Below are 12,158 nucleotides of genomic sequence, written 5' to 3'. Positions count from 1 at the left end.
GAACTGGTTTGTCATGATGATGGGGAGAGGGGCACGCGGCTGGCCGCGCTGCCCCTTATTTCATGAAGAACCAGAGCAAGATGATGATCGGGATCGGCACCCCCAAAAGCCACAACAGAATGCTGCGCGTCATATAGGTCCTCCTGGGCTGTTGCTTTGGAGGACAACGCGGCGTGCGCAGTGGTGTTCCGGCGATTGGCGGCGTGCTTTACCAATGACCGGTGTTGGCCATTGAGGCCCACGGCTCCTGCGGCGGCAGCGCCTCGCCCTTCTGCAACAGCTCGATCGAATGCAGGTCCGGCGAGCGGATGAACGCCATCTGGCCATCGCGCGGCGGCCGGTTGATGGTGATGCCGGCGTCCATCAGCCGCTGGCAGGTGGCGTAGATGTCGTCGACCTCGAAGGCGAGGTGGCCGAAGAACCGGTCCTCGCCATAGCTTTCCTCATCCCAATTGTAGGTCAGTTCGATCAGCGGCGAGCCGCGGCCATCGCGGCGCTGCAACGCCGCTTCGTCGTCGGGCGCGCACAGATAGACCAGCGTGAAGCGACCCTTGTCGCTGTCGATGCGACGCACCTCCTTGAGGCCAAGCATGTCGACATAAAACGCCATGGCGGCATCGAGCTTGTGGACGCGCAGCATGGTGTGAAGAAAGCGCATGGGGACTCCATCGTGCAGGTGGTGGTGCGGGGCTTCGCTCTTCCCAAACGAAAAGAGCCCCGTATGGAGGATACGAGGCTCTACTTCGTGGGAGAAGATGGATCATGATGGCGTGCTGCCAGCCCTGTTGTCGGCTGAGCCCGTTCATTTCGCAAATCAAAACAATGTGGGGTCGGCGGAGCTCCGTTCCATGTTACCGGAACTGGCGTTTTGTTGCGGCGATCGCGCCGACAGATCTTGCGGCCGGCCGGCTAAACTGCGATGGCTCGCCGTGTGAATTGAGCGTGTGTCATGATTGCGTCTGATCTTCGGAGTGCCATCGATCGGCTCGGTGACATGATTGCGGAAGCTTCGGTTGTGGTGCCGTTTACTGGGGCCGGCATCTCCACCGAAAGCGGCATTCCCGATTTCCGATCCCCCGGCGGCCTGTGGAGCCGCAACCAACCAATCCCGTTCGATGCGTTCGTCGCTCGCCAGGATGCCCGCGACGAAGCATGGCGGCGCCGTTTTGCGATGGAATCGGTGTTCAAGACGGCACGGCCGGGGCGCGGCCACCGCGCGCTCGCCAATCTGTATCGCGCCGGCAAGATCCCGGCGGTGCTGACCCAAAACATCGACAATCTGCATCAGGCGTCGGGCTTTGCTGAGCACGACGTGGTCGAGTTGCACGGCAATACCACCTATGCCCGCTGCATCGGCTGCGGCAAACGCTACGAAATCGACTGGGTCAAATGGTGCTGGGATCGCACCGGGCACGCGCCGCATTGTACCGCTTGCGACGAGCCGGTGAAGACCGCGACGATTTCGTTCGGCCAGGCGATGCCGGAGGCCGAGATGCACCGCGCGGCCGAGCTTGCCAAGCAATGCGATCTGATGCTGGCGATCGGCTCGTCGCTGGTGGTTTGGCCCGCCGCCGGTCTGCCGATTACCGCGAAAAACAGCGGCGCCAAGCTGGTGATCATCAACAACGAATCGACTGACCAAGATGAGCTGGCCGATTTGGTGATTCGTTACGATATCGGAGAAGTACTAGGTCCGTTCGTCGGAAACTGACCTCAGCAGTGATGCCAAGTCGATTGCTGTGGAAGCAAGGCTGTTCATAGCTGCAATGGCACGGCTTTTTAGGCTTTGCGCCTCTCGGCAGAATGTTATCTTCAAATCGGTAGATTCGCGGTCGCCGGGAACGATTGTCGTTGAGACATCGTGAACGGGACTGACGATCTCTCCGCTTTTCGCGGAGCCGCGTGAACGAAGATGCGAATGTGAGGTCCGGGGGTCATGGGGTCGGACGGATTTGAGTCCAAGAGGCCAGGGGGAACGCCGGCGGGCGGGTCCAATCCGTTCCGGCGTGGGGCAGGCGATTACTCGTCCGGCCTTGATCGTGCGGGCGTGATCGATCCGCTCGAGCTGGGCGACGCTGCAAACCTCGTCGAGATGAGGGGCGTCATCAAATGGTTCGACGCCTCCAAAGGCTACGGCTTCATTGTGCCGGACAATGGCATGCCCGACGTGTTGCTGCACGTCACGGTGCTGCGTCGTGACGGTTTCCAGACCGCCTATGAAGGCGCGCGCATCGTCTGCGAATGCGTGCAGCGCGCCAAGGGCTTTCAGGCGTTCCGCGTGGTGTCGATGGACGAGTCGACCGCGATCCACCCCGCGCAGATGCTGCCGCCGCGCACCCATGTGTCGGTCACCCCGACCAGCGGGTTGGAACGCGCCCAGGTCAAGTGGTTCAACCGCTTGCGCGGCTTCGGCTTCCTGAGTTGCGGCGAGGGCACGCCCGACATCTTCGTGCATATGGAGACGCTGCGGCGCTTCGGCATGACCGAGCTGCGCCCCGGACAATATGTGCTGGTGCGGTTCGGGCCTAGCTCCAAGGGCATGATGGCCGCCGAAATCCAGCCGGAAAACGGCGCGCCGGGCCTGTCCTCTCATTGATCGCGCAAGCCGCGGACCGTGCTGGTCCGCGGTGTTGTCTATTGGCGGCTGCCAGTCCGCGCCGCGGGTTTGGTGCGCGCACGCCTCCTCGCCGTGGCGTGGCTTGCAGCCGGCCGCCATCTAATGCAGCCTGCCGTTACTGCGCCGCCCGCTTGGGGCGGTGCTCCTGTTTGATCCGAGAGTTGTTCAATGTCGCGAGTGATTCGTGTGGCGGGCTCGTTGCTGGGGCTAGCGCTGCTGATCTGCGTTGTCGGGATCACGGGCGCCTTCGCCAAAGATGCCGCCGCCAAGAACATTCAGACGCTGGAAATCGTCACCAAATCCGGGGTGCACGTGTTTACGGTGGAGGTGGCGAGCACCGAGCAGGAGAAGGCCACCGGGCTGATGTACCGGCAGGAGCTGCCCGACGGCCGCGGCATGCTGTTCGACTTCTCGCCGGAGCAGCCGATCTCGATGTGGATGAAGAACACCTTCATTCCGCTCGACATGATCTTCATCCGCAGCGACGGCCGCATTTCGCGCATTGCGGAAAACACCGAGCCGCAATCGCTGGCGATCATCGCCTCCGGGCCGCCGGCCCGGGCCGTGCTCGAGGTGATCGCCGGCACCGCGCAGAAATATGGCATCGCGGTTGGCGACCGGGTGGCGCACCCATGGTTCACCCGTCGTTGAGCCCGGTTCCAGCTAGCGGCACACCGCTGCGATACCTTGCCGCCGCGGCCCGAACCGTGTAATCGCTTCGTACTATCGGGGTATAGCGCAGCCTGGTAGCGCGGCAGTTTTGGGTACTGCAGGTCGTTGGTTCGAATCCAGCTGCCCCGACCATCCCACGCCTTCTGATTGCCAGTGAACAGCTTTTCGCCCCATGGGCGAGTGGCGTCGCAACGGTTGAGAACCTGCGGCTGACGCCGGCTGTTTGATTCAAAGCAATTTCGTGCGGCTGGTGGCTGGATATGTCAGGGCCTTCGCGCTGAGAGGAAAGCCACTGACCGCGCATCGGGGGGCTGCCGGATGTGGCGGCCGTCGGCCGCTGTCACTGCGGCCCTGATGTGACCCGGCGGTTCTTCCCGACATCTGAGACGGCAAACGAGGCATAGCCCTGCGTGCGCAGCCGCGCGGGCGCAAGGAGACCCATATGGCGACAGTGAAGTTTTACGGCAACGAGCCAGTGCCGCTGGAAATGCACAAGGTCCGCATTGTCCAGAAGCTCAACCTGCCGCCGGTCGAGCGCCGCCTCGAAAAGATGACCGAGGCCGGCAACAACACCTTCCTGCTCAGGAACGACGACATCTTCCTGGACATGCTGACCGACTCTGGCGTCAACGCCATGAGCGATCGTCAGCAGGCCGCGATGATGGTGGCCGACGATTCCTATGCCGGCAGCGCCACCTATTCCCGGCTCGAGCACCAGCTGCGCGACATCTTCGGCATGCACTACTTCCTGCCGACCCATCAGGGCCGCGCCTGCGAGCACATCCTGGCCAAGGTGCTGGTGTCGCCGGGCAAGGCGGTGCCGATGAACTATCACTTCACCACCACCAAGGCGCACATCACCCTGCAGGGCGGCGTGGTCGAGGAGCTGGTGTCCGACGCGGGCCTGGAAGTGGTCAGCGTCAACCCCTTCAAGGGCAATATGGACATCGGCAAGCTGCGCGCCACCATCGAGAAATATGGTCCTGAGGGCATCGCGTTCGTGCGGATGGAATCCGGCACCAACCTGATCGGTGGTCAGCCGTTCTCGCTGCAAAACCTCGCCGACGTCAGCAATGTCTGTAAGGAAAACGGCATTCCGCTGGTGCTCGATGCCAGCTTGCTGGCCGACAATCTGTATTTCAACAAGACCCGCGAAGAACACTGCAAGTCGCTGTCGATCCGCGAGATCACCCGCCGCACCGCTGATCTGTGCGACGTGATCTATTTCTCGGCGCGCAAGCTCGGCTGCGCCCGCGGCGGCGGCATCTGCGTTCGTGACCAGGCGCTGTTCGAGAAGATGCGGCCGCTGGTGCCGCTCTACGAAGGCTTCCTGACCTATGGCGGCATGTCGGTCCGCGAAATGGAAGCGCTCGCCGTCGGTCTCGAAGAGACCATGGACGAGGAGATGATCAACCAGGGCCCGCAGTTCATCGCCTATATGGTCGATCAACTGCAGGAGCGCGGCGTGCCGGTGATCACCCCGGCCGGCGGCCTCGGCTGCCACGTCGATGCCGGCCGCTTCATCGATCACATCCCGCAGGCGCAGTATCCGGCCGGCGCGCTGGCCGCGGCGCTGTACATCGCCTCGGGCATCCGCGGCATGGAGCGCGGCACCCTGTCGGAGCAGCGCGAGCCCGATGGCCGCGAGATCTTCGCCAATATGGAACTGGTGCGGCTCGCGATGCCGCGGCGCGTGTTCACGCTGTCGCAGGTCAAATATGCGGTCGACCGGCTGGCCTGGCTCTATGACAACCGCAAGCTGATCGGCGGCCTGCAGTTCATCGAAGAACCGGAAGTGCTGCGCTTCTTCTACGGCCGGCTGAAGCCGGTGTCGGATTGGCAGAACAAGCTGGTCGCCAAGTTCCGCGAAGATTTCGGCGACAGCCTCTAACAACAACAGCGCGCGCCGGCCAAGCCGGCGCGGCAGCCATCAATCTGAAAAGCCATCCCGCGTTGCGGGGTGGCTTTTTTGTTGGCGGTTGGGCGGTTGTCGCTTCGAAGTTGTCGGCTGGACGGGCAGGGCGTGTTGGACGCCGCTACGGCGGAGCGCTCACGCTTTGCCTGCGTCGGCGGAATCGCTGGTCTGGCTCGCAACGATCACCGGCACGCCGGACGGGGTGTGCGGCGCCGGGGCGACCTCGGCCTCGGCCGGGGCGGGGGCGACCACGGGCACCGCCGGCTTCGGCGCCGTCTTCGGCCGCGGCTTGTCCTGCTGTTTCGACCAGGAAATGTAATAGGCCACGCCGCACAGGATCGCGATGCCGATCACGCTGACCAGCACCTGTGCGGTCAGCGAACCCGAACTCATCGTCAGCAGGAAATGCGCGACGAATGACAGGAAGATGCCGACGCAAAACACCGCCAGCGATTGCTGGCCGCATTTGATCAGCGGACGGAACACCCGCCACTCCAGGCCCGGCCATTCCTTGGGCAGGAATCGCACCACCAGGAACGCGATCAGCACGAAGTGCAGCACCCGATACGGCGCCAGGAAGGTCTTGTCGTTCGGGTTGAACGCATCATAAAGCCAGGTCGGAAACATCTCGCCGAATGCCGGGAAACGGCCGGCCATGGTCATCACCAGCGCGAACAGCAGATAGGCGACGCCGAAATACAGCACATAGGGCGAAGTAATCAGCCAGCGCGACGAGGTGGCGCCGCCGAGCGCGAACCAGGCACCGAACACGAACAGCAACTGCCAGGTGAACGGGTTGAAATACCACTGGCCTTCCGGAAAGGCGTTCAGATTCCAGCCATAGTGCCGGGCGGCAAAATACAGCGCCAGCGACGCCAGCATGGTCAGGTCCGGCTTGCGCAGCATCAGCCACAGCACCGGCGGAAACAGCGCCATCAGCACGATGTACAGCGGCAGCACGTCGAGATTGAGCGGCTTGAATTTCAGCAGCAGCCCTTGCGTCAGGGTCTGGATCGGATCGGCGATCAGTCCGGCGACGTTGAACTCACTGATGATGTCGACGTCGTTGAAGCGCTGCGCGACATAGCCGATCGCGGCGATGTAGATCACGAACAGAATCACATGCGCGACATAAAGCTGCCAGACCCGCTTGATCAGCCGGGTGGCGCCGACCACGAAGCCGCGCTCCAGCATCATCTTGGCGTACACGAACGAGGCGGTGTAGCCCGAGATGAACACGAACAGGTCGGCGGCGTCGCTAAAACCGTAGTTCCGGGTGGTGACCCAGTTCACGACATTGTTGGGGATATGGTCGAGGAAGATCGCCCAATTCGCCAAACCGCGGAACAGATCGAGCCGCAGGTCTCGTCCTTTGGGGGGAAGGGTCGCGTGGATTTCCATGGGCGCGCTTCGGGCTGATCCTGCGGAGCGGTGCTGCGGGTCCGGCGTGATTGTCAGGGGCGGCCGGAAGGACTATACGAAACAAGGAAACGCAAACGCTTGTCGGGAATCATAGAAATTTCCCTAAACAACAATCATATACGAGGACCGATACGAGCGCCAGATCGGTCCGACGACACGCACCGATGAGGCTCCTTCCGTGACCGCACGCATCTTCAAGCCCGCCAAGAACGCGATGCAATCTGGCACCGCCAAGACCAAGGAATGGCAGCTCGACTATGAGCCGGAGCAGCCGCGCGTGATCGAGCCGCTGATGGGCTGGACCAGTTCGACCGATATGCGCCAGCAGCTCTCGCTGCGCTTTGCGACCCGCGAGGACGCGGTCGCTTATTGCGAACGCAACGGTATCGCCTACCAGGTGATCGAACCGAAACCGGCGGTGCGTCGCCGTGTCGCTTATTCCGACAATTTCGCCTTCCGCCGTACCGAGCCCTGGACGCACTAAGGCGGCCTGCGCCGCCTTGTGACAGTGGATGCTGGCGCTTCGGCGCCGCGACGGCGTGCGATCTTTTCAAGCCTCGCCGAAAAGTTTGGGTTGCGTGCGCTATGCACGCAATGACACGATGAGCGACCCGCCATGAGGGCGCACAACAAGAAACGACTGGAAACGCATGCAGCTACGTTCTTCGATCGACCCTGCCTCCTCGGATTTTGCCAAGAATGCCGAGGCGATGCGCGCCTTGGTGGCCGAGCTACGCGACAAGCTGAGTGAGGTGGCCAATGGTGGCGGCGAGGCCGCCCGTGCCAAGCACATCGCGCGCGGCAAGATGCTGGCGCGCCAGCGCGTTGACCTGCTGCTCGATCCCGGCACCGCTTTTCTGGAAACATCGCCGCTGGCCGCTTACGGGCTTTATGGCGGCGACGTGCATTCCGCCTCGATCGTCACCGGCATTGGCCGGGTCGCAGGCCGCGAATGCATGATCGTGGCCAATGACGCCACCGTGAAGGGCGGCACCTATTATCCGCTGACGGTGAAGAAGCATCTGCGCGCCCAGGATATCGCGCGGCAGAACAATCTGCCCTGCATCTATCTGGTCGATTCCGGCGGCGCGTTCCTACCGCAGCAGGACGAGGTGTTTCCAGACGAACGCCACTTTGGCCGGATCTTCTACAATCAGGCGCAGATGTCCGCGCAGGGCATTCCGCAGATCGCGGTGGTGATGGGCTCGTGTACCGCGGGCGGCGCCTATGTGCCGGCGATGTCCGACGAGAGCGTGATCGTGCGCAATCAGGGCACCATCTTCCTCGGCGGCCCGCCGCTGGTGAAGGCCGCGACCGGCGAAGTGGTCAGCGCCGAAGAACTCGGCGGCGCCGACGTGCATTCGCGGCAGTCCGGCGTCACCGATCACTACGCCCACAACGACGCCCATGCGATCGGCATCGCGCGCCGGATCGTCGCCACCCTCAAACCGCCACAACGCGCGCTTGGCGGCTGGCGGCCACCCCGCGAGCCGAATTTCGCACGCGAGGACATTTATGGTGTGGTGCCGGCCGATGCCCGCAAGCCGTTCGACATCCGCGACATCATCGCCCGGGTGGTCGATGGTTCTGAATTCGACGAGTTCAAGAAGCTGTATGGCCAGACCCTGGTGTGCGGCTTCGCGCATATCTGGGGCTTCCCGGTTGGCATCATCGCCAATAACGGCATCCTGTTTAGTGAAAGCTCGCTGAAGGGCGCGCATTTCATCGAGCTGTGCTGTCAGCGCCAGATTCCGCTGGTGTTCTTGCAGAACATCACCGGTTTCATGGTCGGCAAGAAATACGAAGCCGGCGGCATCGCCCGCGACGGCGCCAAGCTGGTGACCGCGGTTGCCACCGCCGCCGTGCCGAAATTCACCGTGGTGATCGGCGGTTCGTACGGCGCCGGCAATTACGGCATGTGCGGCCGTGCCTATAGCCCGCGCTTCCTGTGGATGTGGCCCAATGCCCGCATCTCGGTGATGGGCGGCGAACAGGCCGCCATGGTGCTGAGCCAGCTGCGCCGCGACAATATCGAAGCCAAGGGCGGCAGCTGGTCGGCCGAGGAGGAGGACGAATTCCGCGCGCCGATCCGGGCGCAATATGAAACGCAGGGCAATCCTTACTACGCCTCGGCGCGGCTGTGGGACGATGGGGTGATCGACCCCGCCGATACCCGGCTTGTGCTTGGTCTTGGATTGTCGGCCGCCGCCAATGCGCCGGTCGAGCCCACCCGCTTTGGCGTTTTCAGGATGTAATGATGCAAGTTTTGGCTCCGTACCGGCGTTTCCGCACCCTGCTGATCGCCAACCGCGGCGAGATTGCCTGCCGCGTTATCCGCACCGCGCGTGCCATGGGCTTGCGCACTGTGGCCGTCTATTCCGAGGCCGATCGCGACGCCTTGCACGTCACGCTCGCCGATGAAGCGGTGCTGATCGGCGAGGCGAGGGCGCGTGACAGCTACCTCAATATCGAGCGCATCATTGCCGCTGCTAAGCAGACCGGCGCCGAAGCGGTTCATCCCGGCTACGGCTTCTTGTCGGAGCGCGCCGAATTCGCCGAGGCCTGCGCCGCCGCTAATCTGGTGTTCGTCGGCCCGACCGCGGCGATGATGACCGCGATGGGCTCGAAATCCGGCTCCAAGGAGCTGATGGAAAAGGCCGGCGTGCCGCTGGTGCCGGGCTATCACGGCGAGGCTCAGGACGAGGCGACGCTGCTCGCCGCTGCCGAGAAGATCGGCTTTCCGGTGCTGGTGAAGGCGTCGGCCGGCGGCGGTGGCCGCGGCATGCGCATCGTGCGCGAAGCGGCCGATTTCGCCGCGGCGATCGTCAGCGCCAAGCGCGAAGCGCAGGCTGCGTTCGGCGATGACCGCGTGCTGATCGAGCGCTATGTCGATAATCCGCGCCACATCGAAGTGCAGGTGATCGGCGATAGCCACGGCAATCTCTTGTCGCTGTTCGAGCGCGAATGCACGCTGCAGCGCCGCCATCAGAAGGTGATCGAGGAGGCGCCGTCGCCGACCTTGAATGCCGAGCAGCGCGAGGCGGTGTGCGCCGCGGCGCGCAAGGCGGCGGGCGCGGTCAATTATGTCGGCGCCGGCACCATCGAATTCGTGTCCGACGGCAAGGATGTGTTCTTCATCGAGATGAACACCCGTCTGCAGGTCGAGCACCCGGTCACCGAACTGATCACCGGCATCGATCTGGTGGAGTGGCAGCTGCGCGTCGCGTTCGGCGAAAAACTGCCGCTGCAGCAGGATCAGCTGTGCCTGCATGGCCACGCCATCGAGGCGCGGGTCTATGCGGAAAACCCGCAGAAGAATTTTATGCCGTCGGTCGGCCGCATCAAGACCTGGCAGATGCCGCCGGAAACCGACGGGCTGCGCCTCGATCTCGGCTACCGCGCCGGTGATACCGTGTCGCCCTATTACGACGCGATGCTGGCCAAGGTGATCGCCTTCGCGCCAACCCGCGATGCCGCGATCGACCGACTCAATCGTGGGCTCGAGCAGTGCGACATCCGCGGCGTGGTCACCAACATCCCGTTTTTGTCGGCGCTGATCACCCACGACGAGGTGCGTGCCAACCGGATCGACACCGGCTTTATCGAGCGCGAGCTGAGTGCGCTGACGCAAGACGGCGTGCAGCCCGGCGAGCTGGAGTGCTGTGCCGCGGTGGCCGCGATCCTGGTTCAGGAACAGGGGGCCGCGCAGCACGACACAAGCTCGCCCTGGAGCACCGCTGGCTGGATGCCGGTCGGGCGCCGGCAGCGGCGTTTTGTGTTCCGGATCGGCCATGGGCCGGAGCAGGTCGTGACGCTGCGCTATGGCAGCGGCCCGGCCGAGCTGGAATATGGCGATCGCACCATTGCGCTCGACTACGCGGCGCGGCCGACCGGCGGCTTTGACCTGTCGCTTGGCGGCGTTCGCAGCCATGTCATGGCGGTGATCGAAGGACACGAGCTCTATCTGCGCACCCGCAACGGCCGCTTCGATCTGCACTGGGTCGATCCGTTCGGCGGCGATGATGAGGAGCATGTCGGCGAAGACCGCATCGTCGCGCCGCTGCCCGGCACCGTGGTGGCGCTGCTCGCCAAGGAGGGCGCCGTGCTGGAGAAGGGCGACGCGATCCTGACGCTGGAAGTGATGAAGATGGAGCAGACCTTGCGGGCGCCGTTTGCCGGCGTGCTGAAAAGCCTGCGCTGCAAGGTCGGTGACATCGTCCAGGAAGGCGCCGAACTCGCCGAGGTCGAGCCGACCGAGGCTGAGTAAACCTTCCCCGTCATGGCCGGGCGCGTCCCGGCCATCTGCGTCCCGTTCGCTTGGCCAAGACGTGGATGCCCGGCACAAGGCCGGGCATGACGTCATCCCCATCGGAGCGTCACAATGAGCGACACCGTCCGCATCGTCGAAGTCGGCCCGCGCGACGGGCTGCAGAATGAGAAAACCCCGATCAGCGTCGAGGCGCGTATTGCCTTCGTCAAAGCGCTGGTCGGCGCCGGGCTCAGCACCGTCGAGGTCGGCTCGTTCGTGTCGCCCAAGGCGGTGCCGCAGATGACGGGCTCGGATGAGGTGCTGCGCGCCGTGCAGCATCTGCCGGCCGAGTTCCATGTGCTGGTGCCGAACGAGAAGGGCTATGAGGCCGCCCGCGCCGCCGGCGCCAAGGTGATCGCGGTGTTCGCCTCGGCCTCGGAAGGTTTTTCGCGCGCCAATATCAATTGCTCGGTCGCGGAATCGGTCGAGCGATTTAAGCCGGTGATTACCCGCGCCACTGCCGACGGCATCAAGGTGCGTGGCTATGTGTCGTGCGTGCTCGGCTGTCCTTACGACGGCGCGGTCGATCCGCAATCCGTGGTCGATGTCACCACCTTGCTGTGGGATCTCGGCTGCTATGAGATTTCACTCGGCGACACCATTGGCGTCGGCACCCCGAAAAAGGTGCGCGAATTGCTGCGTGCCTGCGCCGAGGCGGTGCCGATGCACAGCCTGGCGATGCACTTCCACGACACCTACGGCCAGGCGCTCGCCAATATCTATGCCGGGCTGGAGGAGGGCGCGCGGGTGATCGACAGCGCCGCCGGCGGGCTCGGCGGCTGTCCCTATGCGCCGGGCGCCAGCGGCAATGTCGCCACCGAGGACGTGGTCTACATGCTCAATGGCCTCGGTGTAACGAGCGGCGTCGATCTCGAGCGGCTGGTGGCGGCCAGCAACGCCATTGCCGCAGAAATCGGCCGGCCGGCGCCGAGCCGCGTCACCGCGGCGCTCAACGCCAAGCACAAGCGGGCGTCTTAGCTCATCAGGTGGGGAACATCTCCCCCGTCATTCCGGGGCGGCCGCCGCGTCAGCGGCGGGCGAACCCGGCGACTGTCTCAGGTGTCAAGGGTCTTACCTTGATATGGCGTGTCGGCTTTGACGAGTGCGTTGGCTGTGACGAGCAGTTTTCGGGCGATTGCGATGAGCGCGACCTTTCCGGGTTTTCCTTGCAGGCGAAGGGCGTTGTAGTCGTCGCGGAGCTTGGGGTGGTGGCGGGCGGCGAC

At 63.9% G+C, this 12,158-nt stretch carries 10 protein-coding genes, 1 tRNA gene and 1 pseudogene; 9 read left to right on the top strand and 3 right to left on the bottom strand.

Annotation, left to right across the window (positions count from 1 at the left end):
• Window positions 1–208: 208 nt before the first annotated feature.
• Window positions 209–658, bottom strand: a complete 450-nt coding sequence (locus BJ122_RS06665; protein WP_110780335.1) for a VOC family protein — start codon at window positions 656–658, stop codon at window positions 209–211.
• 291 nt (window positions 659–949) lie between these two features.
• Between BJ122_RS06665 and BJ122_RS06660 the strand changes: the two genes are divergently transcribed.
• From BJ122_RS06660 to BJ122_RS06640, 5 genes are all read left to right on the top strand, one after another.
• Entirely contained in the window at window positions 950–1,711 is a 762-nt protein-coding gene (locus BJ122_RS06660; RefSeq protein ID WP_110780334.1) for an SIR2 family NAD-dependent protein deacylase, read from the top strand.
• Between the two features lie 225 nt (window positions 1,712–1,936).
• A complete protein-coding gene (locus tag BJ122_RS06655; RefSeq protein WP_110780333.1) occupies window positions 1,937–2,596 on the top strand; it encodes a cold-shock protein in 660 nt (219 codons plus the stop codon).
• A 189-nt stretch (window positions 2,597–2,785) separates the two neighbouring features.
• Window positions 2,786–3,268, top strand: a complete 483-nt coding sequence (locus BJ122_RS06650; RefSeq protein WP_110780332.1) for a DUF192 domain-containing protein — start codon at window positions 2,786–2,788, stop codon at window positions 3,266–3,268.
• A 76-nt stretch (window positions 3,269–3,344) separates the two neighbouring features.
• Window positions 3,345–3,421 (top strand) — tRNA-Pro (locus BJ122_RS06645).
• Between the two features lie 310 nt (window positions 3,422–3,731).
• On the top strand, window positions 3,732–5,180 hold the full coding sequence (locus BJ122_RS06640; RefSeq protein WP_110780331.1) for a tryptophanase: 1,449 nt from the start codon (window positions 3,732–3,734) through the stop codon (window positions 5,178–5,180).
• Between the two features lie 159 nt (window positions 5,181–5,339).
• Here the strand turns inward: BJ122_RS06640 and BJ122_RS06635 are convergent, their stop codons facing one another.
• Complete coding sequence (locus BJ122_RS06635; protein ID WP_110780330.1) at window positions 5,340–6,605, bottom strand: OpgC domain-containing protein; 1,266 nt, start codon at window positions 6,603–6,605, stop codon at window positions 5,340–5,342.
• A 199-nt stretch (window positions 6,606–6,804) separates the two neighbouring features.
• Here BJ122_RS06635 and BJ122_RS06630 point away from each other — a divergent pair, with 199 nt between their 5' ends.
• The 4 genes from BJ122_RS06630 (at window position 6,805) to BJ122_RS06615 (ending at window position 11,913) form a co-directional block, all read left to right on the top strand.
• The gene (locus tag BJ122_RS06630) at window positions 6,805–7,110 is read left to right on the top strand and encodes an ETC complex I subunit (protein ID WP_110780329.1); all 306 of its coding nucleotides are present in this window, start codon (window positions 6,805–6,807) and stop codon (window positions 7,108–7,110) included.
• Window positions 7,111–7,276: 166 nt separating this feature from the next.
• A complete protein-coding gene (locus tag BJ122_RS06625) occupies window positions 7,277–8,881 on the top strand; it encodes a carboxyl transferase domain-containing protein (protein WP_110780328.1) in 1,605 nt (534 codons plus the stop codon).
• A complete protein-coding gene (locus BJ122_RS06620) occupies window positions 8,881–10,893 on the top strand; it encodes an acetyl/propionyl/methylcrotonyl-CoA carboxylase subunit alpha (protein WP_181418892.1) in 2,013 nt (670 codons plus the stop codon). Before BJ122_RS06625 ends, BJ122_RS06620 begins: the two co-directional genes overlap by 1 nt.
• 114 nt (window positions 10,894–11,007) lie before the next feature.
• Window positions 11,008–11,913 carry a hydroxymethylglutaryl-CoA lyase gene (locus tag BJ122_RS06615; protein WP_110780327.1) on the top strand — a complete coding sequence of 302 codons (906 nt, stop codon included), beginning with the start codon at window positions 11,008–11,010 and terminating at the stop codon, window positions 11,911–11,913.
• Between the two features lie 77 nt (window positions 11,914–11,990).
• On the opposite strand, the pseudogene BJ122_RS19865 reads toward BJ122_RS06615, so the two are convergent.
• Window positions 11,991–12,158 (bottom strand): annotated as a pseudogene (locus BJ122_RS19865) (IS110 family transposase); the annotation flags it as partial.

This window comes from Rhodopseudomonas faecalis (genome assembly GCF_003217325.1).
GTDB classification, from domain to species: domain Bacteria; phylum Pseudomonadota; class Alphaproteobacteria; order Rhizobiales; family Xanthobacteraceae; genus Rhodopseudomonas; species Rhodopseudomonas faecalis.
Note: the sequence above shows the minus strand (reverse complement) of the source record. Positions and strands in the feature narration are given on the sequence as shown.